The sequence below is a fragment of the Acidobacteriota bacterium genome, assembly GCA_039028635.1.
Lineage (GTDB): Bacteria > Acidobacteriota > Thermoanaerobaculia > Multivoradales > JBCCEF01 > JBCCEF01.
In genome coordinates this window covers 1-22,942 of the sequence record JBCCHV010000010.1, presented here as the reverse complement: position 1 = coordinate 22,942, position 22,942 = coordinate 1, and the positions used below count along the sequence as shown (strand labels likewise).

At 66.5% G+C, this 22,942-nt stretch carries 22 protein-coding genes; 14 read left to right on the top strand and 8 right to left on the bottom strand.

The features are described 5' to 3' along the window. The first annotated feature begins 326 nt into the window (after positions 1-326). The 5 genes from AAF604_06260 (at position 327) to AAF604_06240 (ending at position 2,891) form a co-directional block, all read left to right on the top strand. Positions 327-740 (top strand): hypothetical protein, encoded by a 414-nt coding sequence (locus tag AAF604_06260; GenBank protein ID MEM7049242.1) that lies wholly within the window; start codon positions 327-329, stop codon positions 738-740. 55 nt (positions 741-795) lie between these two features. Beyond that, complete coding sequence (locus AAF604_06255) at positions 796-1,284, top strand: hypothetical protein (GenBank protein MEM7049241.1); 489 nt, start codon at positions 796-798, stop codon at positions 1,282-1,284. A 92-nt stretch (positions 1,285-1,376) separates the two neighbouring features. Continuing rightward, complete coding sequence (locus AAF604_06250) at positions 1,377-2,048, top strand: DNA alkylation repair protein (GenBank protein MEM7049240.1); 672 nt, start codon at positions 1,377-1,379, stop codon at positions 2,046-2,048. Positions 2,049-2,134: 86 nt separating this feature from the next. Next, positions 2,135-2,392 (top strand): UPF0175 family protein, encoded by a 258-nt coding sequence (locus AAF604_06245; protein MEM7049239.1) that lies wholly within the window; start codon positions 2,135-2,137, stop codon positions 2,390-2,392. Continuing rightward, positions 2,385-2,891: a DUF3368 domain-containing protein gene (locus AAF604_06240; protein ID MEM7049238.1), complete on the top strand. Its 507-nt coding sequence runs from the start codon at positions 2,385-2,387 to the stop codon at positions 2,889-2,891. The genes AAF604_06245 and AAF604_06240 overlap by 8 nt, the downstream gene beginning before the upstream one ends. Positions 2,892-2,930: 39 nt before the next feature. Here AAF604_06240 and AAF604_06235 read toward each other — a convergent pair whose 3' ends face one another. The 5 genes from AAF604_06235 to AAF604_06215 form a co-directional block, all read right to left on the bottom strand. Next, entirely contained in the window at positions 2,931-4,136 is a 1,206-nt protein-coding gene (locus AAF604_06235) for an MFS transporter (protein MEM7049237.1), read from the bottom strand. Beyond that, entirely contained in the window at positions 4,133-4,939 is an 807-nt protein-coding gene (locus AAF604_06230) for a GntR family transcriptional regulator (GenBank protein ID MEM7049236.1), read from the bottom strand. Before AAF604_06230 ends, AAF604_06235 begins: the two co-directional genes overlap by 4 nt. Positions 4,940-5,038: 99 nt before the next feature. Then, a complete protein-coding gene (locus AAF604_06225; GenBank protein MEM7049235.1) occupies positions 5,039-5,902 on the bottom strand; it encodes an amidohydrolase family protein in 864 nt (287 codons plus the stop codon). Further along, on the bottom strand, positions 5,899-7,491 hold the full coding sequence (locus tag AAF604_06220; GenBank protein MEM7049234.1) for an AMP-binding protein: 1,593 nt from the start codon (positions 7,489-7,491) through the stop codon (positions 5,899-5,901). Before AAF604_06220 ends, AAF604_06225 begins: the two co-directional genes overlap by 4 nt. A 76-nt stretch (positions 7,492-7,567) precedes the next feature. Continuing rightward, a complete protein-coding gene (locus AAF604_06215) occupies positions 7,568-7,993 on the bottom strand; it encodes a DUF3598 family protein (protein ID MEM7049233.1) in 426 nt (141 codons plus the stop codon). Positions 7,994-8,176: 183 nt separating this feature from the next. Here AAF604_06215 and AAF604_06210 point away from each other — a divergent pair, with 183 nt between their 5' ends. The 7 genes from AAF604_06210 (at position 8,177) to AAF604_06180 (ending at position 17,939) form a co-directional block, all read left to right on the top strand. Beyond that, the gene (locus AAF604_06210; protein MEM7049232.1) at positions 8,177-9,382 is read left to right on the top strand and encodes a CaiB/BaiF CoA-transferase family protein; all 1,206 of its coding nucleotides are present in this window, start codon (positions 8,177-8,179) and stop codon (positions 9,380-9,382) included. After that, complete coding sequence (locus tag AAF604_06205) at positions 9,379-10,032, top strand: isochorismatase family protein (protein ID MEM7049231.1); 654 nt, start codon at positions 9,379-9,381, stop codon at positions 10,030-10,032. Before AAF604_06210 ends, AAF604_06205 begins: the two co-directional genes overlap by 4 nt. Continuing rightward, on the top strand, positions 10,029-10,973 hold the full coding sequence (locus AAF604_06200) for a hydroxymethylglutaryl-CoA lyase (protein ID MEM7049230.1): 945 nt from the start codon (positions 10,029-10,031) through the stop codon (positions 10,971-10,973). The genes AAF604_06205 and AAF604_06200 overlap by 4 nt, the downstream gene beginning before the upstream one ends. Continuing rightward, the gene (locus tag AAF604_06195; GenBank protein MEM7049229.1) at positions 10,970-11,788 is read left to right on the top strand and encodes a nuclear transport factor 2 family protein; all 819 of its coding nucleotides are present in this window, start codon (positions 10,970-10,972) and stop codon (positions 11,786-11,788) included. Before AAF604_06200 ends, AAF604_06195 begins: the two co-directional genes overlap by 4 nt. A 580-nt stretch (positions 11,789-12,368) precedes the next feature. Then, complete coding sequence (locus AAF604_06190; protein ID MEM7049228.1) at positions 12,369-12,785, top strand: hypothetical protein; 417 nt, start codon at positions 12,369-12,371, stop codon at positions 12,783-12,785. 5 nt (positions 12,786-12,790) lie between these two features. Further along, a complete protein-coding gene (locus AAF604_06185; protein ID MEM7049227.1) occupies positions 12,791-14,308 on the top strand; it encodes a hypothetical protein in 1,518 nt (505 codons plus the stop codon). Between the two features lie 967 nt (positions 14,309-15,275). After that, the gene (locus tag AAF604_06180; protein MEM7049226.1) at positions 15,276-17,939 is read left to right on the top strand and encodes a hypothetical protein; all 2,664 of its coding nucleotides are present in this window, start codon (positions 15,276-15,278) and stop codon (positions 17,937-17,939) included. A gap of 100 nt (positions 17,940-18,039) precedes the next feature. Here AAF604_06180 and AAF604_06175 read toward each other — a convergent pair whose 3' ends face one another. Both AAF604_06175 and AAF604_06170 read right to left on the bottom strand, forming a co-directional pair. Next, entirely contained in the window at positions 18,040-18,960 is a 921-nt protein-coding gene (locus AAF604_06175; GenBank protein ID MEM7049225.1) for a VOC family protein, read from the bottom strand. Positions 18,961-18,996: 36 nt separating this feature from the next. Further along, positions 18,997-19,914: a DUF1838 family protein gene (locus tag AAF604_06170; GenBank protein MEM7049224.1), complete on the bottom strand. Its 918-nt coding sequence runs from the start codon at positions 19,912-19,914 to the stop codon at positions 18,997-18,999. A 145-nt stretch (positions 19,915-20,059) separates the two neighbouring features. On the opposite strand from AAF604_06170, the gene AAF604_06165 reads away from it, so the two are divergent. Both AAF604_06165 and AAF604_06160 read left to right on the top strand, forming a co-directional pair. Next, on the top strand, positions 20,060-20,305 hold the full coding sequence (locus AAF604_06165) for an Arc family DNA-binding protein (protein MEM7049223.1): 246 nt from the start codon (positions 20,060-20,062) through the stop codon (positions 20,303-20,305). Continuing rightward, complete coding sequence (locus AAF604_06160) at positions 20,302-20,706, top strand: type II toxin-antitoxin system VapC family toxin (protein ID MEM7049222.1); 405 nt, start codon at positions 20,302-20,304, stop codon at positions 20,704-20,706. The genes AAF604_06165 and AAF604_06160 overlap by 4 nt, the downstream gene beginning before the upstream one ends. 195 nt (positions 20,707-20,901) lie before the next feature. Here the strand turns inward: AAF604_06160 and AAF604_06155 are convergent, their stop codons facing one another. After that, positions 20,902-22,875: a fused MFS/spermidine synthase gene (locus AAF604_06155; GenBank protein ID MEM7049221.1), complete on the bottom strand. Its 1,974-nt coding sequence runs from the start codon at positions 22,873-22,875 to the stop codon at positions 20,902-20,904. Positions 22,876-22,942: the final 67 nt, after the last annotated feature.

Genomic DNA, 22,942 nt, shown 5'->3' with positions numbered 1-22,942 from the left:
GCACTCCGTCTGAAACAGTGGCTAGAGCGGCTCCGGGAGCCCGCAGTCTCTCCCGAGCTCGCCACTGGCCCCAGTCACCAGGAACAGGCTGGGCACGAGTGGCCGCCTGCAAAATTCGATGCATGCCATCATGATACTTCTCGGGAGTGCCGCAGCTCTGAGAGAGCAGGGCGTGTCGCGAGCCACGAGCGAGCGGCCGCTTGTGCCGCCTGTTGGGACGCCGAAGAATCTAGATGGTTGATTCTGCGTAACTTGGATAATCGGCTGGCACTTCTGGAATGCGGCGTCGAGTTTTGAGGGCCACAGGACTACTTTGGAGGGGATCGATGGGAAACAGACTGATGGTTCTGATTCTGATGGTGGCGGTGGTCGTCCTGACGGCCTGCGGCGGTGGAGATGGCGAGCCCGACGGACCTTCCCAAGAGCTTCTGCTCGAGGTGGCGAGCGAGATCAACAAGGGGGGCCCGATGATGGTCGATCGCGAGACCGAGTTGGTGAACGTCGGGGCGGAGCCGTCCGCCATTGTCTACAACTATCGGCTCGTCAACCTGACCGCCGCAGACATCACCGCCGAGGAGATCCAGGCGCTCAAGCCGACGGTGGTCAACAGCGCCTGCAGCCAGCCGAAAACGCGTCAGGATTTTCTCGACCAAGGCATCGCCATGAAGTATTCCTACAGTGCCAAGGACATGGTGTTCCTGACGGAGTTCACGGTGGAGCCTTCTGATTGTTCCGCCTAGGGCTCCCTCGAACCCGATCAGTTCCGGTGAGGTTCGCAAGTGTTAGGTTCTTGAGATGAGCAAGACTCTGTCCCAGCTTATTCTGGTGTGCGCTCTCGCCCTACTTCTGGCGCCCCTGCTCACGGCGAGCCAGAGCGGTCCATTGCGGCCTGCGACCGAGCTCGAGCTGATTCAGGGAGTCTGGGAAGGTCGTGGGCCCGGTGGCCCCTGCATCGTGACCATTGAGGGCAATACGCTTTCCTATCGTCAGCCTTCGAGTGACTTCTGGTACGAGACCACCTTCACCCTGCCCGAGGGGACCGAGCCGAAGCAGCTCCACGCCACCATCGTCGCGAACGTTCATGACGACGACATCGGGACCGTGGTGGTGACCATCTACAAGCTCGAGGGCGATCAGTTGACGCTGGGTGTCGTGGAGGACTTCTCGGAAGCTCCGACGGATCCGGTCGTGGGTGACTGGGACTGGGTGGCCGACATGTATGACCTCGAGCGGGCTGTTTCTTCCCAGGCCGAGGACCGAAAGGCGACGGTCACTGGGAGTTGAAGGTCTGGCGTGAGGGCGCCGTTGGTGCGGTGTGAGCGAGCCCGATAGAGTCTCAGCGACCAGAGACGGAGAAGCCGAAAGGAGTCTGCATCATGACGATGACTCTCGAACAAGCCCTCACCGAGCTCGAAGCCCTTGGCAACGAGAGGATGCGGGCGCAGAACCTGAGGCATGGCTCAGGCGACAACCAGTACGGCGTGCGCCGTGGCGACGTGCGCAAGCTGGCGAAGCAGATCAAGACCGATCACGAGCTGGCCCTGGAGCTCTGGGACACCGGTAACATCGATGCGCGCTTTCTAGCGATCCTGCTGATCAAGCCGAAGTCCCTTTCCGCCGACGAGGTGGATCGCCTGGTGCGGTCTCTCACCTTCGTGCAGGTGTCGGATTGGCTGATCTCCTACGTTGTCAAGAAGCATCGTGACAAGGAAGCCCTCCGTCAGCAATGGATGACCAGCGATGACCCGATGGCCGGGCGCGCCGGCTGGGCGCTTACCGCCGAGCGGATCGCGAAGAGCCCGGACGGGCTCGACCTCCCGGCGCTGCTCGATCGCCTCGAGTCCGAGATGGGGGACGCCGCGGCGGAAGTGCAGTGGACGATGAACATAGCCCTTGTGGAGATCGGGATCCAACATCCTGAATACCGGGAGCGGGCCCTCGCCATCGGCGAGGCGCTGGGGATCTACAGCGACTACCCGGTCTCGAAGGGCTGCACCTCGCCCTTCGCTCCGATCTGGATCAACGAGATGGTGAGCCGGCAAGGCTGAGGGGCGTGAAAACACGGGTTTGAGTACGCGACACGGTAGAGTTGGAAGGCGATAACGAAGCCGCTTCGCTTCTCGAAGGAGCTGAAATGTCCGACCGTGCTTTGACGATTCCTTACTCCGACGACCTTCTGCTGTCCCTCAAAGAGACGCCGGAAGAGTTCGAGGCAGAGGCGCGCTTGCTCCTGGCGGTCAAGCTCTACGAGCTAGGGCGGTTGACGACGGGGCGAGCTGCGGAGCTCGCTGGAGTCGGCCGGGCAGAATTCTTGTTCCTGCTCGGGCGATTCGGCCTTTCGCCGATGGGTGTTGACCCTGAAGAGCTCGAGCAAGATCTCGCGAATGCCTGACCCGGTCGGGTCCTTGGTTGTGGTGGTCAACGCCACTCCGATCATCTCGTTAGCGGTTCTGGATCGCCTTGACTTGTTGCGAGACCTTTACGGAGCCGTACTGGTTCCCTCCGCAGTGCATCAGGAGATCTTGCTGGGCGGCGCCGCCAGGGCGGGAGTGTCTCAGCTCGATGCGGCGCCTTGGATCGAAGTCGTCCGCCTCGAGGACCCTCGGCGAGCCGACCTGCTTTCCGATCTCGATCGCGGGGAAGCCGAAGTGATTGCCTTGGCCCAAGAGCGAGATGCCGACTTGGTTGTGATCGACGAGAGACTCGGCAGACGACACGCTCTTCGCCTTGGCCTTTCTCTAACCGGGACTCTCGGAATACTCCTCAAGGCCAAACAGCAGAAACTTCTGCCTAACCTGAGGTCAGAGCTGGATGCCTTGCAAGACGTCGGAATTCACCTCGGCCAAGAGTTGATCACCAGGGTTCTCGAGCTCGCTGACGAGAGCGGCTGAGACGTCTCGAAGGAATTCTCCGCCAGTTCGCCGACCCCCTCACCGCACCCGCGGTCGCACCTGAGTCGCCGCGATCCACGCCAGTGCAATCAGAACCGCCAGCACCGTGAAGGGCACCTGGTAGCCACCGGTGCGGTCGTAGAGCAGGCCGGTGAGCCAGATGCCGAGGCCGCCGCCGATGGCGTCGAGGACGGTGATGGTGCCGAGGATCTTGCCGGAAGCTTTGAGGCCGAAGGTGTTCATGGTGAGGAGCTGGAGGAGGGTGTAGAGGCCGCCCCAGCCGAGGCCGAAGACGAGGACTGCGGGCCACACGAGGTTGGGCTGGAGGGTGGCGAGGAGGACGCTGCCGAGCCACATGACGCCGATGTTGACCAGCAGGACGCGCTTCTGGGGCAGAACGTCGGCGAGGAAGCCCCAGGCGAACTTGCCGACCAGGGCCATCAGGTAGAGGGTGGCCAACGCGCTGGCGGCGGTGGCCGGCTCGAAGCCGAGGTCGCGGAAGTGGAGGAAGAGGTGGGCCTGGGCGCCGAGGATGGAGTAGAAGGTGGTCATGGCGGCGAAGGCCAGGGCCCAGAAGGTGCCGGTGCGCAGGGCCTCGCCGTAGGCCAGCCCGCTGGCCGAGGTGGGGCCGGCGCCGGCCGCCTGCGACGCGCCGAGGGGCTCGAGGCCGATGGTTTCCGGTCGGTCGCGCACCAGCAGGGCGATCACCACCAGCAGGGCGATGGGGAAGGCCGCCTCGATGGCGAAGGCGGTACGCCAGCCATAGGAGCTGATCAGCGCCGTGCCGAGCTTGGGAAAGAGCACGCCGCCGAGACTGGTGCCGACCAGGGCGATACCGATGGCGGTGCCGCGTTTGGCGACGAACCAGTGGGACACCAGCATGACGGTGACGATCAGCCCGCAGGTGGCGAGCACCAAGGCGAACAGGGTGTGGATGACGTACATCTGGCCGATGGACGACACCCGGCCATAGAAGAAGTAGCAGCCGGCGAGCAGCAGGGCGCCGAATAGCATCGGCCGCTTGACGCCAAAGCGGTCGGCGATGGCGCCGGCCAGCGGGCCGAGGAGGCCGGCGATGGCGAAGGTCAGCAGGTCGCGGAACTTGAGCGCCGCTCGGCTCCAGCCGAACTCTTCGAGCAGCGCCTCGTCGAAGACGTTGATGCCGCCGATGATCATGCCGTTGGTCACCATCAGGGCGACCAGCGAGGCGCCGGCGATCACCCAGCCGTAGAAGGGGCGGCTCATGCTCCCCCCTCGCTGCGGTTCTTGAGGGTCCAGTCCTGGGCCGGCCGGCTCTGACCTTGGTCGCGGGTGAGGTGGACGGTGAGGGAGTAGATGTCGCCGCGGTAGTAGGTGTGCACCCGTTCGACGGCGCTCCCGGAGCGGGTCAGCACGACGCGGTCGACGGACAGCAGCGGCGCTCCCACCCGCACGTCGAGAGCCTTGGCGAGGAGGGCGTCGGCGAGGGTGGCGCGCACCGTTTGCTCGGCTTCTTTGAGGTCGAGGCCGAGCTTCTCCTCGAAGAACTGCAGGATCGAGCCGCTCTCCCAGTTGTGGTCTTCGAAGCGGTCGGCGAGGTGCGCCGGCAGTCGATTGACGATGTAGCTGTAGGGCTTGTCCTGGTAGTAGCGCACCCGGGTGCATTGCACCACCTGGGCGCCCTCGCGCAGGCCGAAGGTTTCGCGGTCTTTGCGGGTGGCGGAGACGTGGCGCAGGTCGACCAGCTTGACGGAGGTCGCCAGTCCCATCGAGATCAGGTCGTCGAGGGAACCGTCCATCTGCAGCATTTCGGGCGGTGCGACGTCGGCGTTGACGAAGGTGCCGCGGCCGGCCTCGCGGCGGATCATGCCCTCCTCTTCGAGGGACTTGAGGGCCTGCCGCACGGTGATTCGCGAGACGCCGTAGCCGTTGACCAGGTCGGCCTCCGTGGGGAGCTTCTCGCCCGGTGCGTAGCGGCCGGAGAGGATCTGCTCCCGCAGGATGGTGCCGAGCTGGTAGTAGAGCGGAATCTCGTTGGTGGCGAAGGGGGTGTTCGATTCGTCGCTCATGGCTCTCCTCGGTGCCGCGGCCCGTTGCCGGGCCGGTCGCTTCTCGCTGGTTGAGGAACGATCATCTCAAACCCGTTCCCGAGGCGGTCGCGGTGAGCCTCACCCTTGGCCTTCCCCAACCCAGTCTTCGAGACCGTAGACCCGCACGGCGTTGCTCCACAGGAGCTTCTCGAGGTGCTCGTCGGCGATGCCGAGCTGGTCGATCTCGCGGCGGCCGCGCTCGAAGTCGACCACCGGCCAATCGGTGCCGAAAAGCACCTTGTCGCAGCCGCGGCGCGAGTTGATGAAGCGCACGAAGGAGGGGTCCCAGTAGCGCGGGTAGTGGGCGTCGCAGCCGAGGTAGACGTTGGGGTGCTTCCAGCACACGGAGATCGCCTCCTCCACCCACGGGTAGCCGACGTGAATGCCGATGATGGTGAGCTCGGGGAAGTCGATCGCCACCCGGTCGAGGAGCATGGGTTGGGCGACGGTGGGCAGGAAGGCCTGGGCGGAGTGGCCGATCTGGATCTGGATCGGCACCCCGAGCTCGGCGCACTTGGCGTAGAAGGGGTAGTAGATGCGGTGGTCCGGCGCCTTGCCGAACCAGTGTGGGTAGAGATGGGCGCCGACGAAGCCGTGCTCCCGGACCGCCTTCTCGAGGTGGGCCACCGCCGGCACGATGTGCGACGGATTGATCCCCACCACGCCCTTGAAGCGGTCGGGATGCTGGCGCACCACTTCGGCGATGCGCTCGACCGGCTTCTCGAAGTAGATGTCCGAGCCCTCCCAGCCGCCGGTGGTGGCGACCATCAGGCCCTTTTCGATGCCGGCCCGGTCCATCATCTCGATCTCGCGTTCGAGGGGAATGCCGCGCCCGGTCTCCCCCAGGATCTTGACCTTCTGCCAGAAGGCGTTGAGCTTGGGGGTGTAGTTCTGGGTGAGGTCTTCGGTCCACAGATTGACCACGATGTCGAGGGCTCTCATCCGAGCTTCCTTTCCCGGCCGCGCCAGTAGGGTTCGCGGAGCAGCCGGCGGAGGGGCTTGCCGGCGGGGTTGTAGGGGATCTGGTCGACGAACTCGACCGACTTCGGGCGCTTGAAGCCCGCCAGGTGCTCTCGCGCCCAGGTGATCAGCAGGTCCGCCGAGAGGTTCTCGCCGGGCCGTGGCACCACCAGCGCTTTGACCGCCTCGCCCCACTTTTCGTCGGGCACACCGATGACCGCGCAGTCTGCCACCGCCGGATGGCGGCTCAGGGTCCTTTCGATCTCCGTCGGGTAGACGTTGAGAGCACCGGTGACGATCATGTCGTGCTTGCGGTCCACCAGGTAGAAGTAGCCGTGCTCGTCGCGACGCGCCAGGTCGCCGGTGCGCAGCCAGCCGTCTTGCAGCACGGCGGCGGTGGCTTCCGGGCGGTTCCAGTAACCCACCATGTTGCCGGTGCAGGCGACGGCCACCTCCCCAACCTCGCCGTCGGGAACTTCGACGCCGTCATTGCTCAGCAGTCGCACGCCGACTCCCACCTGGGGGCGGCCGCAGGACAGCAGCAGGTGGCCGGCATCGGGGTCGTCAAGGGCGCGGCGGTGGTCCTCGGGCTCGAGAACGGTGCCGGACAGGCCCGTCTCGGAGGTGGCGAAGGTCTGGCGAAAGGCGCAGCCGAGGGCGCGGTCGGCGTCGCGCAGGGTCGCTTCCCGCATCGGGCTGCCGCCGTAGAGGAGCACCTCGAGGGCGCTCAGGTCGTAGTCGCCGAAGCGCGGGTGGTCGAGCAACATGCGCACCGTGGTGGGCACCAGGTTGGTGAAGGTGATGCGTTGGCTGGCGAGGGTCTCGAGGGCGCCGTCGAGGCTGAAGCGCAGCAGGAAGGTGGGGCTGCCGACGGCCACGGCGCAGGCCAGGCCGGCGAAGCCGGCGGCGGAATAGGGCGGCGAGGGCAGCATCACCCGGTGACGGTGGGCCGAGGCGATGGCGAGAACGTGGACCAGGGTCGCTTGCAGGGCGCTGCCGTGGGAGTACATGACGCCCTTCGGGAAGCCGGTGGTGCCGCTGGTGTAGAGCAGCAGGAGGAGGTCTTCGGGCGCGATCGGGCCGGCGAATGCGGCCTCGTCCTCGGCGCCTTCAGCCAGCAGGCGATCGTAGCCGGCGACCTCTCCACTGCCCTTCCCCAGGCCGCCTACGAAGCGCAGAGTCGGCACCTGGCCGGCGGCGTCCCGACCGCGCTCGAGGAGCTCGTCGCTCACCAGCAGGCCGCGGGCCTCGCAGTCGCGGCCGATGCCGGCGATCTCTTCCGCCGTCAGGCGGGTGTTGACCGGCACTGCCACCAATCCTGCCCCGGCGAGGGCGAAGAGCGCTTCGGACCAGGCGACGGAGCTGTTGCCGAGCAGGAGGACCCGCTCGCCCGGGCGCAGACCGATCTGGCGCAGGCGATCCGCCAGGCGCAGGGCACGGCCGTAGCCCTGGCGCCAGGTGTAGGCGCCCTCGGCGTCGGCCAGGCCCTCGGCGTCGGCAAAGAGCCGAGCGTTGCGGCGCAGCAGGTCGCCGAAGTGCCTGAGGTCTCCGAGCATCGGCTTCTGGGTCACGGGTGTTGCGTCAATCGGGTCGAGTCAAGGCAGACTCTCTCACCTTCTGGACTGACGGTCTTGCGAGTCGACTTCGCTAACCGACTTTGCGCTCGTCGATCAGGGTCAGCTTGGCGAAGTCGCCACCCTCGAAGTGCTGCCAGGTGCGGCTGCGGTGCTGGTCGTCGACCAGGGTGATGATCTCGGCGTAGTCGTCCTGCGGTGCATGGCAGTAGACCCAGCGCAGGATGATGCACTTGTCGTCCGCTTCCACCGCTTCTCCCTTGAGCCGCGGGGTGTCGAACATCAGCTTGCCGTCGACGAACTTGCCGTCGAAGGACTTCTCGTCCACCCGACCGTCATCCCAGGTGTAGAGGTTGGTCTGGTGCCACAGGTCGCCATCGATCTCACAGGTCAGGCGACTCTTGTGCTGGTCGAGGATCTTGCCGGTGCGGCGGTCGACGAGGGTGTAGGTGCCTTCCCACACCCCGACGTGGCGGTCGAAAAGCGGATAGTCGGACATGGCGTCTACTCCTGGTGAAGAGGTTCTCTATAGGCGTCTGCTAGGGTGCCTCGAGGTCCCGAGGCAGGGCCTTTCGGACACGCCATTGGACGTTGATTGGCAGTGGTTAGCATAATGTACGAACAATAGTACAATATCCAGGCCGATCCCTTGATGGGTCGGCTTGAGGTTGGGAGCCTACGCATGACGAATCGACGTCCCCTCGACGGCATCCGGGTCCTCGAAATGGGCCAGCTGATGGCCGGTCCCTTTGCCGGCACTCTGCTCGCCTACTACGGCGCCGAGGTGATCAAGATCGAGCCTCCCGGCAGCGGTGATCCGGTGCGCCGCTGGCGCGTGATGGACCAGGGCACTTCCCTGTGGTGGTACACCCTGGGGCGCAACAAGAAGTGTGTCACCCTCGACCTGCGACAGGAAAAGGGTCGCCAGGTGGCGCGGCGCCTGGCCCGCAAAGTGGACGTCCTGATCGAGAACTTTCGCCCCGGCACGCTGGAAAAGTGGGGACTCGACCCGGCCTCCATCCAGCCCGACAACCCGGGCCTGATCTATGCCCGGGTCTCTGGCTACGGCCAGACCGGCCCGAAGGCCTCGCAACCCGGTTATGCCTCGGTCTGCGAGGGCTTCGGCGGCCTGCGCCACGTCACCGGCTTTGCGGCAGGGCCGCCGGTACGCTCGAATCTCTCCCTGGGGGACTCCCTCACCGGTCTCCACGCTGCGTTCGGGGTGCTCCTCGCCCTGCTCGACCGTGCAAGGAATGGAGAGGCGGCCGGCAAGGGCCAGATGATCGACATCGGCATCTTCGAGTCGGTGTTCAACATGATGGAAGCGGTGGTGCCCGAGTACGACCGCTGCGGTGAGGTGCGCGAGCCCTCGGGCTCGACCATCACCGGCATCGTGCCCACCAACACCTACCCCTGCAAGGACGGCAAGTTCGTGATCATCGGCGGCAATGGCGACTCGATCTACAAGCGCTTGATGAAGGCCGCCGGCCGGCCGGACCTGGCGAACGATCCGCGCTTGGCCTCGAACGACGGCCGGGTGGCGCACCAGGAAGAAGTCGATGGTGCCCTCGCCGCCTGGACCTCGACCCTGCCTTCCGCGGAGGTGTTGGCGATCCTCGAGGAAGCGGTGGTGCCGGCGGGGCCGATCTACAGCGTCGAGGACATGATGGTCGACGAGCAGTACCGGGCGCGCGGCCTGTTCGAAGAGGTCGAGGCCGGCGGCAAGCCGTTGAAGATCCCCGCCATTCTGCCCAAGCTGTCGGCCACGCCCGGCCGCACCGATTGGCCCGGTCCGCCCCTCGGTGCCCACAACCACGAAGTGCTGTCGCAGGTCGCCGGCTACAGCGCCGAAGAGATCGCGCAGCTCGAGGGCGAGGGCGTCCTGTGAACGCCGACTCGGACGACCTGCTGGCCCTCTACCGCCAACGCGGCCTGGGCTCGGCGGTGGGCTTCGGCCGTCGTCCGGCGGTGTTGGTGATCGACTTCATCCGCGGCTTCACGGATCCGCAGTCGCCCCTGGGCGCGGACCTGAAGGCGGAGGTTACCGCCACCGCGCGCTTGCTCGCCGCCGCCCGTGGGCATGAACTGCCGGTGCTCTTCACCACCACCGCCTACGGCCCGGGCCTGCGAGACGCCGGCTTGTTTCCGAAGAAGATCCCGTCCCTCGAGATCTTGCTGCGCGGCTCTCGGTGGGTGGAGGTTGATGAGCGCCTGGAGCGCCGGCCGGAGGAGACCTTGATCGAGAAGAAGTACGCCAGCGCCTTTTTCGGCACCGCCTTGGCCGCCGAGCTCACCGCCGCCGGCGTCGACACCCTGCTGGTGTGCGGGGCGACCACCAGCGGCTGCGTGCGGGCGACGGTGGTCGACGCTCTGCAGCACGGCTTTCGGCCCATCGTGCCGGTTGAGTGTGTGGGCGACCGCGCGCCCCAGCCCCATGCCGCCAATCTGCGCGACATCGAGGGCAAGTATGGCGACCTGGTGAGCGTCGAAGAGGCCATCACGGCCCTCGATCGCCTGGTGGCCGGGGGTGGATCATGACCCTGCCGAAAGCGGTCGAGCTGATCGAGGTCGGTCCGCGGGACGGCTTTCAGGCGGAGGAGACTTTCCTGCCGACGGAGCTCAAGGTCGTGACCTTGAAAGGCCTGGCGTCGGCCGGCCTGAAGACCATCGAGGTGACCTCTTTCGTGCACCCGAAGGTGATTCCGCAGATGGTCGATGCGGCGCAGGTGATGGCTGCCGCTCGCGAGCTGCCGGGGGTGCATCGTCTCGCCCTGGTTCCCAACCTCAAAGGAGCCGAGCGCGCCCTCGAAGCCGGCGCGCAGGGGCTGCGCCTGGTGGTCTGCGTCACCGAGACCTACAACCGGCGCAACGTCGGCCTGAGCGTGCAGCAATCCCTCGACCTGTTCGGCGAGATCGTGACCCGCGCCCACGCCGCTGGCGCCACCGCCTCGGCGGTGTTGGCGGTGGCCTTCGGCTGCCCATTCGAGGGTGAGGTGCCCATCGAGCGGGTGGTCGAGCTGGCGCGCCGCTTCCTCGACCTCGGCAGTGACCAGCTCGGCCTGGCCGACTCCGCGGGCCTCGGCAACCCAGTGCAGACGCGGGCGCTGCTGCGCGCGGTGCGTCCCGAGATCGGCGACACCTCGCTGTGGCTCCACCTGCACGACACCCGCGGCATGGCGTTGGCCAACACCTTGGTGGCGCTGGAGGAAGGGGTGACCCGTTTCGACACCTCCCTCGGTGGCCTCGGCGGCTGCCCGATCATGCGCGGCGCCACCGGCAATCTCGCCACCGAGGATCTCGCCTACGCCTGTCGCGAGATGGGAATCGAGACCGGCATCGATCTCGATCCCTTGCGCCAGACCTCGCGACGCATTCAGTCGTTCCTCGGCCGGCCCCTCGCCAGCCGGGTGCTGCAGGCGGGCACCGCCGAGGAGGTGGTGGCGCGGCATCGATCGGAAGATGGCAAGGAGGCTTCATGATGACGATCTCGAGCTCGATTTTCGGCGGTGCTCCCTTGGGATTGGCGACGCTTCTCGCCCTCGCCGGCCTGTTGCTGCCGCCGCTGGTCGCCGCCGACGAGGGCGGTGATGAGGGGCCGGTTCTGCTGGTGATCCAGGGGCGTCTGCAGGCCGGTGCCGAGGGCATCTACCAGCAGTATCTGGCCGGCACTCAGCCTTTGATGGCGGAGTACGGGGCGACCATCCTGATGGTGGGCTCGGGTCTCGACAGCGAGCACGCCGGCGAGGCTTGGCCGATCAACGCCGTGCTGGAATTCCCGAACCGGGCGGCGGCGGAGGGCTTCCTGGGCGACCCGCGCTATCTGGAGCTCAAGAAGGAGTATCGCGACCGCGCCTACGAGACCCTGAATCTGACGTTGGTGGCGGGCCGGGCGCCGATCGTGCGTACGCCGAAGCAGGTCGCCGAGGAAGCCTTCGAGCACTTCCGGCACGGCTTGGCGACCGGCGAGTGGCAGGGTTTTCTGGCTCGCCTGTCGGACGATTTCACTTTCCGTTTTCCCTTCGGACGGTGGCAGGGCACTCATCAGGGCCGCGACAAGGCGGCGGAGTTTTTCCCCTACGTTTCGGAGACCTTCGCGGGCGGCTTGATCATCGAGTCGGTGGAGGCGGTGACCGCCGAGGAGAACCGCGTGGTGTTCGAGTTTCACGATCGCGGCAAGCTGCGCGGGCAGCCTTATGAGAATCGGGTGGCGATCGCTCTGGAGGTTTGTGGCGAGCAGGTTTGTGGGTATCGCGAGTACTTCGGGTTGGTGGGGCCGCCGCCTTCGGGGGATTGAGTCGGGGACGGGGGCGCGCGCGGAAGAGATCGCGTGGCTCTCGGCTTCGCCGGTGGCCCGCGGGGGTCTGGTCGGACTGCGGGTCGGCCGGCATAACTCGCTTCGCTCAGACAGATGCCTCCACTGATCCTCCACAGGCCTGGGGTCGGACTTTGAGGAGATTTTCCCGCGGGCTCAGGCTTCGCTCGTGAGCCCCACGATCTCTTCTCGGACCGCTCTTTGTCGGCAGTTAGTTGGGTTCGCGCGGAAGAGATCGCGTGTCTCTCGGCTTCGCCGGTCACCCGCGTGGGTCATATTGGACTGCGGGTCGGCCTGTTGCGGGTGGAGTCATAACTCGCTTCGCTCAGACAGATGCCTCCACTGATCCTCCACAGGCCTGGGGTCGGACTTTGAGGGATTTTGCTCGCGGGCTCAGGCTTCGCTCGTGAGCCTCGCGATCTCTTTTCGGACCGTGGGATATCGGCTGCTCGTGGGGAACTCGGCGCAATCTGGGCGATACCAGCAAAGGTGGGGTAGGGAGGGTCGCAAGTCGTGGCATGATCGCCGGGATTTTCAATTCAGTGGACTCTCTGGGATGAAGATGAAGAAGTTTCTGCTCGCGGTCTTGGCTTTGTCGGCGTTGGTGTTGACTCTGACGATGGTGCTGGGGGGCCAGGTGGCCGGGTACGTTTTTGGCGCGCTGGCGGTGCTTTTTCCAGTGCCTTTGATGGCGCTGGGGGCTTTGCGGCGGGGACGGCTGGGGCGGTCGGCCTGGGGGTTGATGGCGCTGGCTCTGCTGCTCGGCGCGGGATTTGCCGGGATGGCGGTGTTGGCGGGGCACCTTGCGGAGGCTCCCTGGGTGGCCGGCTTGCCGCTGGCGACGGTTTGGTTTCTGGTGTCGGTTTGGCTGGCGCCGCTGGTGCTGGTTTCGCTGGTCTATGCGCTGACCTTCGATGAGCACGGCGTGGACGATGCAACGCTCGAGCGTCTGCGCGCGCTGCGTCGCCGGGAGAGCTGAGGGCGATGCCGATTCTCGATCGTCCGGTGATTCTGTGGACCGCGCTCGCCTACCTGGTGCTGGTGGTGGTGATCGGGGTTTGGGCGGTGCGGCGAACGCGCGATGCGCGAGATTTCTTCATTGCCGGCCAGTCCCTCGGCCTGTGGGTGACCGGTTTCGCCACCATGTCGGCGGCGTTTTCGGGCTTTGTCTTCCTCGGTGGTCCGGGGCTGACCTACCGGATGGGCATTTCGTCGCTGTTCATCGCTGCGCCGGTGGGCTTTACGGCCGGTTTGCTCTGTTGGGTGGTCGCCAAGCGACTGCGCCTGCTCGCCGAGGTGCGCGAGGTGTTCACGGTGCCGGACGCGCTGCTGGCGCGCTACGACAGCCGCTGGGCTTCGGGGCTGGCGGCGTTGGCGGTTGTGCTGGGGACGGTGGCCTACCTCGGGGCGCAGCTGCAGGCCCTGGGGGTGCTGATCGAGGCGATTTTCGGTACCCGCGAGATGTTCGGTGAGTGGAGCCTCGCCATCGCGATGGCGATCGGTCTGGTGGTGGTGCTCTTCTACGCCATTGCCGGCGGCATGGTGGCGGGGGTGTACACCGATCTCTTCCAGGGCATCTTGATGGCCTTGGCGGCGGTCGGAGTCTTCTACTACGCCATCAAGAGCGGCGGCGGCTTGGGCGAGATCGGTCGCTCGCTGGTCGAGTCGGAGCGCTTCGGACCGGCCTTTCTCGATCCCCTCGGGGGTATTTCGCTGTTCACCGCCCTGGGTTTCTTCTTCACCTTCGCCGTCGGCAATCTCGGCCAGCCGCACATGCTGCACAAGTTCTACATGCTGCGCGATCCGCGCCAGCTCAAGTGGCTGCCGGCGGTGATCGGTGGCGGCCAGACGATGTGCGTGCTGATCTGGCTCGGCATCGGGTTGGCGGTGCCGGCGCTGGTGGTTTCTGGGCGCTTGGCGCCCCTCGCTAGGCCGGATCAGGCGTCGCCGCAGTTCCTTCTCGGGTTCGCGCCGCCGTTTCTCGCCGGCCTGGTGTTCGCCGGCATCCTGGCGGCGATCATGTCGACCGCCGACTCCTTCGTGAATATCGGCTCGGCGGCGCTGGTGCGCGATCTCCCCAAGGCCCTCGGCTGGAAGCTACCGCGGCAGCTCTTCTGGGGCCGCGTGGCGGTGCTCGCCGTCGCCATCGCGGCGGCCTTCTTCTCCTACGTCTACGGCGATCTCATCGCCCTTCTCGGTACCTTCGCCTTCGGTACCTTCGGCGCCGCCCTGGCGCCGGCCATCGCCATCGGCTTCAACTGGCGTCGCGTTACCCCCACCGCCGCCATCGCCTCCATCGCGGTGGGTACCGCGGTGTCGGTGATCGGGGAGTTCCTGGCGCGTCAGAAGTTCTTCCCGGACCTCCCCTCCCTTCCCCTCCCCAACGGCGTCCTTCCCTCGAGCTTCGCCTTGGCGGCGAGCTTCTTGACCCTCTTCGTGGTCACCCTGGCGACTCGTCCGGTCGAGCCCGCGGAAGATGTGGTCGCGGTGATGGAGAGCTGATGGGGAGAGCGGGAGGCGGCGCCGACGGCTCTTCGCTTCGCTCGGCGCCCTGGGGAGAATGGTCGGACTCCGGGTCGGCCCGTTCTTGAATGCTGAGACCTAGCTCATCACGGATTGGCGGGGAGGACGGGAGGCGGCGCCGTCGGCACTTCGCTTCGCTCGGCGCCCTTGGGTAAGGGGTCGGACTCCGGGTCGGCCCGTTCCGGGCGGAGGCATAACTCGCCTGCGGCTCAAACAGATGCCTCCGCTTGTCCTCCACGGGCCTGAGGTCGGACTCCAACGCTTCTTGCCGCGGGCTTGACGCTCCGCTCCAGGGCCGACGGCGCCGCCTCCCTCTTCTTGGTTGAGGGTGTGGGGTGTTCGCCTTGGAAGAGCAACTCATTGTTCCTGGGTGGCTCCAGATGGCGGGCGGGTTGGGGTCTCCCTTCCTGGATTTCGAGCTCAGCCCGCGGATCTTCTGAGTGATTCGAGCGATGTCCCTGATTGGGCTGCTCCTCTCTCTGGCGGGTTGCTGAAGAACCCAATCGGCAACCTGTGCCCGCGCCCAAGAGGTCGCGGCGGCGAAGCCGTGAGACGGCTTTAGCCCCTGCGTTGGCCGCCGGAAATCGCACTTTCCGGGCGGGCGATCGGTAGTGCTTCGGAGGGTCTCGACGCTGCGCGTGAGCCCGCGGGCACGACCCTGGGAGTCCGACCCCAGGCCCGTGGAGGGAAAGCGGAGGCATTTGTCTGAGCGAAGCGAGTTGTGCCTCCGCCCGGAACGGGCCGGCTCGGAGTCCGAGCTGCCGTTCGCGGGCGTTGAGCGCAGCGTCGAGACCCTCCGCAGCTCGAAAATCTCAAATCCATCCGAGAACGAGTGGCGGGTTTTTCTCCGGCATGCGCAGTTAGGTCCGAGCGGCACCGATTCACGGGGTCGCAGCCAGGACCGGCGGCTCGACTAGGGCCGTCGCTGACAACCGGAGAAAACACCATGTTTGGATATAAGAACTCCCGCACTCGGCCCTTTGCCGGTGCATTCTCGGGCGCGTTTCAGCGCGCCTTTTGGATCACTTTGACCCTCCTGCTGTTCGCCGGCTCCGCGTCGGCCGACTTTCGCGACATCGTGAGCGCCTACGACCGCTATGACCTCGATGGCGACGGTCGCCAGGAGATCGAGAATCTCGACTTCGTCTTCGCCGAAGACGAAGTTCACGACACCGCTCCCAACGCCAAGATCATGGTGGTGTTCGTCGACGAACGGCTGCTGTATTACGTCTCCGGTGCCGAGCACTCCACCCAGGATCTGCGCGACCGCCTGAGCCGCTGGCGTACCGACCTGCGGGCCGAGGGCTACACGCCCAAGTTCTTGAAGGCGCGGGTCTACGACGGTGCCGAGCATCAGGACGGCCTCACCGTCCTCGCCCTGCGCGAAGTGCTGCGGGCCACCGCCAACACCTATCCACTGCTCTCCGGCTCGGTTCTGGTCGGGAGCTTCCCGGATGCCATGGTGGTGCGCTCCATCCTGTGGCGCAAGAACGACGATCGCCTACAGGTCAAGCCCGAGGTGGTGGCGCGACGTAGCGACCTGGTGCTGGCCGATCTCGACGGTCGCTGGGAAGACATCTACATTCAGGAGCCCACGGACATCCCGAGCTTCAACGCCGTCGAGCTGACGGTGGGTGCCTTGAACCCGGACGAGTGGCCGTGCAACGGTTGCGTCGTCGAGAGCCGCGATTTCATCGTCGGCGAGTCGACCTTCGAAGACTTCTTCTGGGTGCAGGACGATCGCTACCGCTACACCGTCAGCGGCCCGATAGGTGCCGAGGTCATGACGATCACCATGGACGAGGTGGCGGCCGGGCCGGAGCTGGCGTTTGCAGATCAGTATCGGGTCAATCAGATGGCGGTGGCGAACATCGCCGTGTCGCGGATCAACCCGCGCCAAATCGCGGTCATTCCGGATCCCGACTTTCGGGACATCCACGGCAACGGCTGGCTCGATGCCCAGGGAAAGCCCCAGTCGGTGCAGACCTCCGAGTCGCCCGAGTGGGTGCGAGACGCCAGCCTCGAGCGTCGCCTGCTGATCGAATACCTCGACCGCAATCACCAGCACCGGGCGGGTGAGAACCCGGCGGCTTTCCGGGTGGCGACCACTAACTTTCCGGAAGACGACTTCGCCCTCTCGAGCTTGACGAGCTTCATGTCGCAGGCGGCGGCGGACTTTCAGCCGCCCTACGAGCGGCGCGAGCCGGAGCTGCCGCTGTTTGCCCACTGGCTTCGCAAGTCGGCGGTTCTCAAGGGCATTCACACCCACGCCAATCGCACCGCGACCTTCGTCGGCAACGACTACAACCTGACGGAGATCGAAGCCCAGGTCGGTCCGGAGATCTGGAACTGGGTCGGCAACGGGCAGATGAAGCAGCCGATGATGTGGGGCATGGGAGACCAGGCCGATCAGCGCCTCTACTACTCGATGTGGCGCAACAACGTCCTCGCCAACACCGGCGGCACCTTCTACCTCCACAACGGATGCGACGTGGCCTCGCCGGCTGGGGCCGAAACGCTGCCCTTCCAGGATGCCGACTATGGCTACCACCTGAGCGCCGAGAACTTCATCTTCTACCTCAATGGGTTGGCGATGATCGCGCGCTCGAAGGACTTCAACGATCGTCCGGAAGGCTTCACCGCCGCCCTCGATGACTCCCCCACCACCCCTTGGGGGGCCGGCTGGCTGCGGCAGTTCGAGGTCGCCTCCCAGGATGGTGGCCTCGCCGGGGTCGATATCCAGCGCAAGCGCAGCTACAACTGGGTCTTGCTGGGTGATTGGACCCTCGCCTTGCGTCCCACCGAAACGGACGAAGCGGTCGTGGCCTACGACGGTTTGGCCTTCAGCGGCCCCTCGGCGAAGCTCGAGATCGGTCGTCACGAGTCGCAGGACTTCCCCTTCACGCCCTCGAACGTCGACTCGGTGGTGGTGCCTGACAACCTCGAGCTGCGCATGTTCCACGGCGAGAACGGCGTCGGTCGCTACGCCACCGTGCGGGGTGACATGGCCGATGTCGATGACCTCTCCTTCAACGATTGGCTCAACTCGGCGGTGGTGCGGCCGCGCCAGGACATTGGCGTCACTCTGTACTCCAGCACCGGATACTCGGGGGCGCGGGCTTTTCTGCCGCCGGGTCACTACACCTACACCCAGATCGCCAACTCCTTCGGCATCAACCCGCGAACGGTGTCTTCGATGAAGCTCGATGGGGTCGAGGTGTTCATCTATGACCGGCAGGCCTGGTGGAACAACTGGCGCGGCTTCTCGTCGTCGGTCTACAACCTGGCGACGGTCGGCTGGAACGACCGCATGGAGTCGATCGTGATCTATCCGCGAGACGAGGGGGCGGTGGCCTACGAGCACAACTATGGCGGCCGTCACGTCATCCTCGAGCCGGGGGCCTACGACCAGGAGGATCTCGAAGAGCTCGGTTTCACCGGCGGCTGGGGGATCTCGTCGATCTACGTCGGCCCGAAGATCAAGCTTCGCGCCTACGCCCAGACCGGCTTCCGGGGAACGCCGCTGGTGCTCGACGGCGTGGGCCGCGGCAACCTCCAGGAGATCGGCTGGAACGACGTCATCCGCTCGGTGGTGGTCGAAATGCGCTGACCGACAGGTTCACGTTCTGGGTCCCGATCCCGTCCTGTTTCGACATGGCGGGTCATCTCGCCCCTCCGGTTCCCCAAGGCCGGAGGGGTGTTTTTTGTCGTCAGGCCTCTTCGACGAAGGATTCCCAGAGCTCGAAGCGCACGCCGGCCGGGTCCCAGCCGGCGACTCTTCTCGCCCCCGGTTGGATGCCAGAGGCGACGCGCGTCGGGGTGCGGAGTTGGCAGGTGGAGAGCGCTGCCATCGCGGTCTCCAGATTCTCCACCTCGAAGGTGGCGGCATGGAGACCGGCGGCGAGCCCTTCCCCAGCCGGCCAGCTCCCGGTGTCCTCGGGAAACTCGATCAGCTCGAGGCGCGCCGGCGATGCGGCCCGGTTGCCCAGCAGGGCGAAACGCACCGGCACCTGCGGCCGTGGCAGGTCGAGCATGGTGGAGAGGATCGGACCCTCGATGCGGGCGTCGTTGAGCACCTGGAGGCCGGCGAGGTCGTGCCAGGTGGCGAGGGCGCGATCGACCGAGGGCAGCGTGAAGACGACGCTGTGGACCTCCGAGTGCTGGCGATCCGGGGAAGCATCCAGCGCGCTCGGCCGGCGGCGGTTGGCTTGCAGAAAGACCAGCCGCAGGCCGTCCCGCCAGCGGCTTTCGGCCTCGCGCACCATCAGCTCACCGAGGTCGTAGTCGACGATGGTTCCGGGAGTGGCGCCGAGAGATTTCGCCAGGGACAGGCTGCGCTCGATGTCGCGAGTGTAGAGATCGAGGGCCAGGGGGCGGTGGTCGAAGGCGCCGGCAGCCCGCGGAGGCCGCGGCGTGGCGACCAGCCGAATGCCGCCGCCGGCGCTGCCGGGAACCGCGAAGTCGCGCTCCCGGAGGGGGGTCTCGAGGTCGTAGAGGGCTTGCGCTGAGGAGGCGTCGAGCTCGCCTCGCGCGACTTCGTCAAAGCCGAGGCCGGCGAAGATCTCCCCCGTTCGAGGAAGATCCGAACAGCCGATCACCGCCCGGACCAGGGTGCCGAGGGGGCTGGTCATCGTTCTCGGGTCGGGGCCCTTCGAGGAGCGACGACCTCAGTGTCCGTCGTGGCCGCCGTCTTCCCCTTGGGCTTCGCGCTGGTCGTCGATGTGCTTCTTGAAGTAGGTCCAGCTCGTTTCGTTCGGGCGCTGGTCGTCGAGCGGCGGCGGCTCGTCGTATCCCGGGTAGTTACGCTGGATCTCGTCCTTGAACTGCTTCGGCAGCTCGTCGTAGCTGCCCAGCCGGACGCCGGCCCCGGTGTACATCATCTGGCCGGCGCGATCACCCATCCGCATCCAGGGCAGCCACTTCGACATGCGGGACCAGCCGACGAACGCACCGTCCATGCCGCCGATCTGGTCATCGAGGAGCTGGTCGGCGTCGAAGAACCAGCTGAACATCTCGATCGCCTGGTAGGTGCCGCCGATGTACTCCTGGTATTCGCCACCCAATGGGTTGGTGTAGAACAGCGGCACCTGGAAGGCGAGCCAGCCGCGGCCGTTCTTGATCTCGGCGTCGAAGGTGAACGGTCCGCGCGGGCCGCGAGCGAACAGCGGGGCGCGGGAGTTCACCGGATCATTGGCGATGTGGACCACCTCGAGCTCCTCCCCGGTCCAGGGGTTCTCCCAGGTGCGCATGATCTCCCCACTGCTGGGATCGAGGTAGATCAGCAGCTCCCGGGACACCATGCGGTAGCCCGGCCCTCTCTCGGGGTCGTGCATGCCCTTGCAGGCGCGAACGTTCATTCCCATGTAGTCGAACAGCTTGCGGTCGCGCTCCCCGGGAACCCGGCTGTAGGTCGATCCGGTCCACCAGTACACCGCCGGTTTGCCATCCTCCCAGTTGCACTGCAGCTTATGCATCGCCTTCACGGCGTCCTCCGGATTCGACAGGTCGAGCTGTCCCGCGGTGGCGGCAGTGACCGACCCGATCAAGGCCAGGACGAGGGCGATGGCGAGGGCGAATCGGGACATGGCGAGTCTCCAGGCGGAATTGGCTGGTGAGGCGGGACTTGAATTGTATTGACTTTAGCACAATTGCATCGTGCGACCGCGTCGAGAGGAGGTGCCTTGCACTTTGGGACGTGAGGTTCCATAATGGATGCGAAATGGAGGAAATGTGGCGACGCTGACTCTGAAAAACGTCCCGGAAGACCTGGTGAGCCGGCTGAAGCAGGAGGCCAGGCAGAATCGGCGGAGCCTCAATCAGGAAACGCTGATGCGTCTGGAGCGCAGCTTGCTGTCGACCCCGCGCCGCCTCGATCAGAAGATCGCGGCCCTCGAACAGCTCCACCAGAAGCTCTCGAGCCTGCCTCCGGTCCGCGACGCTCTGATCGAGAAGGCGAAAAGTGAGGGCCGTTCGTGATCGTGGTGGACACCAACGTCCTGGTCTACGCGGTGCGACCCGGCGAGCAAACGGATCTTGCTTTGCAGGCTCTGCGACGAGATCCCGATTGGTTGGCGCCGGAGTTCTGGCGCCTCGAGATGCTCAACGTCCTGTCGCTCTTCGTTCGGGTCGAGGGCATGGAGCGATCCGCGGCCGGCGAAGCCTTTGCGGCCGCCGAGAGCCTGGTCGAGGACCTCCCGATGTCGTCCTCCGCCGATGAGGTACTTCGTCTGACTCACCAGGCGACAATCTCGGCCTATGATGCCGAGTTCGTCCTCGCCGCCGAACGCCTCGCTCTGCCGCTGGTCTCGGCGGATCGCCAATTGGCTCGCCGGGTGCCGCGAACGGTGGTCAGTCTGGAGCGGTTCGCGACCGGCTAGCAGGCTGCTGAAAAAGTCGCGCTTCGCGACTTTTCCAACGCTGCTAGCTGTTTGTTTCAGGGGGCTGAGCGCCCCCTCGCCCGAAAAAGTGCGATTTTTCGGGCTCACCCCGTCTCACGGCTCCGCCGCCGGGCCCTCTCGGGCCCGGAAGCAGGTTCCCGATGAGAATTCAGCAACCTGCTAGGCCGAGGCTCCTCATTTTCCGATTTTGAAGCTTGTGAAGAGCTCTTCCAGCTCTTCCCTGGTCGGGGACCGCTCGGTGCTGATCCTCGGGAGTGCCTGCAGGGCGGAGCGAATCACCGCTGGTGGCGCCTTCTTGAGCTCTTGGAGGGCGTCTTCGAGGGCGTCCCGGTCGCCGGCACCGGCGGCGAGGAGGACTCGCTCGGCGAGCAAGGCCGGTCCGCGGGGGCGCGGCGAGAGCAGCGGCTCGAGGAGACCGAGACCCTGGCGGTGATGGTCCGCCTCGGAGCTGTGCCGCCGCCAGCGAAGGCGCAGGATGGTGGCTGCGCCATGGAGTGGATGGTCGACCGTGACGGCGGCGAGCCGGTCGTCGAGGGCGGCGATCCGCTCGGGACTTCGTAGGGCGAGCTGGCGCCAGCCTTCGAGCACCGCTGTGAAGGCGTCGTCGCAGGAGGTGGCTTGCGCGACCAGCTCCGGCCGGTTGCCTCGGATGGCGGCCTGGCGTTCGAGCACGAGGAGCGCCGCCAGCCGTTCTCGCTCGGTGGTCTCGGCGGGACTGCACGGGCCGACCGCCGGGCCGAGGAGAGCCCCCCGTCCGCGCGGCCGGCGGCCTTCGATCAGGTCGACGAGGCCGGTGGCGATGCGGCGGGCCGCAGGATCGGCGATTTCGGTGACCAGTCGCCGCGCCCGCTGAATCTGGCGGCGCCCCAGCAGCCGACGGATCAGGACGACGGCGTCGCCGCTTTTCATCGCGGGTCGCAGTGGATCGTAGTCGCCGAAAAGCTCCTCGACACTCGGTGGGCGCTCTGCCGCCAGCACCGTTGGCGAGCGGATCTGCAGCCGGTTGCGGCGATCCGTCGTCAAGGCGGCGCCGGCGGCGAAGGCGCGACTGTCGTCGGCGTCGAGGCGACGCGCCAGGTCGAGGTCTTGCGGCTGCAGCACGCCGAGCCGACGCCACAGGTCGCGGGCCGCCGCGAAACCGTCCGCCCCTAGCCCGAGGGGTCGGCGACCGGCGAGGAACAGCAGCGCCCCGCCGTTGCCCGGCGTGTAGACCTCGACGAAGGGAAAGACCGCGTTCAGGCTGGCGACCAGCGAGCGCAGGAGAGGCTCGTCGACGAACTTGAGGCCGATCCACTGCACGAAGACGCCATCGTCCGCCAGCCGGCGGTCGACCAGCTCGAAGAACTCGCGGGTGTAGAGATGGGAGGCGGCGGCGGTCCACGGGTGCGATGGCTGGGAGACCACCGCGTCGTAGCGACCGGTGGCGAGTTCGAGCGCGCTGCGGGCATCGTCTTGGTAAAGGCGCAGGCGTGGGTCGGCTAGTGGATCGCTCGCCCGCTCGTTGGCGATGACGCGGTTGGCGGCGACCACCGCCGGCTCGAGTTCGACGACGTCGAGGCGTTCGATGGTGGGCGCGACGGAGGTGACGGTGAGGCCGCCGCCAAGGCCGACGATCAGCATCGAGCGCGCATCCGGTCGAGCTGCCACCGGTAGAAGCGACAGCCATTGGGCGACCGCCAGGCGACCGGGAAGGCCGCCGGGCGCCTGGATCAGGGACTCGGGCAGCCCATTGGTGGTCAGGCGATGGCCGCGGCCGTCGCGGTACAGCAACACCGTCGAGCTGCGACCGACGGCGTAGTAGGCCACCTCGCCCTCGGCGACTCGGCCGCTGATCGGCGCCGTGCGCAGGGTGCGCCAGGGGGCGGCCGGCGGCAGCAGGGCAAGGGCGGCGCCGGCGGCGAGGAGGAGGCTCCAGCCACGGCGCCGGTGGGTGGCCTGGGCGCTGACGGCGGCCAGCGCCAGGCTGCCGGCGATCAGCGCTGTCGCCATCCCGGCGAAGCGCCAGGCCGGCAGCAGGAAGAATCCCACCGCCACCGCGCCGGCGATGGCGCCGACGGTGTTCCAGGCATAGATCTGGGCACTGGCGGTGCCGGCCTCGCCGGCTCCTGCGGCTCGCAGGCGGACGGCGCAGGGAAAGGCGGCGCCCATGGTGTGTGTGTGTGTGTGGTGTGTGTGTGTGTGTGGTGTGTGTGTGTGGTGTGTGTGTGTGTGTGGT

Bases quoted from the DNA above. Each gene is read 5' to 3' on its own strand.
- AAF604_06180 (MEM7049226.1), top strand. From the start codon at position 15,276: ATGTTTGGATATAAGAACTCCCGCACTCGGCCCTTTGCCGGTGCATTC.
- AAF604_06255 (MEM7049241.1), top strand. From the start codon at position 796: ATGAGCAAGACTCTGTCCCAGCTTATTCTGGTGTGCGCTCTCGCCCTA.
- AAF604_06260 (MEM7049242.1), top strand. From the start codon at position 327: ATGGGAAACAGACTGATGGTTCTGATTCTGATGGTGGCGGTGGTCGTC.
- AAF604_06250 (MEM7049240.1), top strand. From the start codon at position 1,377: ATGACGATGACTCTCGAACAAGCCCTCACCGAGCTCGAAGCCCTTGGC.
- AAF604_06245 (MEM7049239.1), top strand. From the start codon at position 2,135: ATGTCCGACCGTGCTTTGACGATTCCTTACTCCGACGACCTTCTGCTG.
- AAF604_06195 (MEM7049229.1), top strand. From the start codon at position 10,970: ATGATGACGATCTCGAGCTCGATTTTCGGCGGTGCTCCCTTGGGATTG.
- AAF604_06225 (MEM7049235.1), bottom strand. From the start codon at position 5,902: ATGAGAGCCCTCGACATCGTGGTCAATCTGTGGACCGAAGACCTCACC.
- AAF604_06175 (MEM7049225.1), bottom strand. From the start codon at position 18,960: ATGACCAGCCCCCTCGGCACCCTGGTCCGGGCGGTGATCGGCTGTTCG.
- AAF604_06215 (MEM7049233.1), bottom strand. From the start codon at position 7,993: ATGTCCGACTATCCGCTTTTCGACCGCCACGTCGGGGTGTGGGAAGGC.
- AAF604_06230 (MEM7049236.1), bottom strand. From the start codon at position 4,939: ATGAGCGACGAATCGAACACCCCCTTCGCCACCAACGAGATTCCGCTC.
- AAF604_06155 (MEM7049221.1), bottom strand. From the start codon at position 22,875: ATGGGCGCCGCCTTTCCCTGCGCCGTCCGCCTGCGAGCCGCAGGAGCC.
- AAF604_06200 (MEM7049230.1), top strand. From the start codon at position 10,029: ATGACCCTGCCGAAAGCGGTCGAGCTGATCGAGGTCGGTCCGCGGGAC.
- AAF604_06185 (MEM7049227.1), top strand. From the start codon at position 12,791: ATGCCGATTCTCGATCGTCCGGTGATTCTGTGGACCGCGCTCGCCTAC.
- AAF604_06190 (MEM7049228.1), top strand. From the start codon at position 12,369: ATGAAGAAGTTTCTGCTCGCGGTCTTGGCTTTGTCGGCGTTGGTGTTG.
- AAF604_06210 (MEM7049232.1), top strand. From the start codon at position 8,177: ATGACGAATCGACGTCCCCTCGACGGCATCCGGGTCCTCGAAATGGGC.
- AAF604_06170 (MEM7049224.1), bottom strand. From the start codon at position 19,914: ATGTCCCGATTCGCCCTCGCCATCGCCCTCGTCCTGGCCTTGATCGGG.
- AAF604_06240 (MEM7049238.1), top strand. From the start codon at position 2,385: ATGCCTGACCCGGTCGGGTCCTTGGTTGTGGTGGTCAACGCCACTCCG.
- AAF604_06235 (MEM7049237.1), bottom strand. From the start codon at position 4,136: ATGAGCCGCCCCTTCTACGGCTGGGTGATCGCCGGCGCCTCGCTGGTC.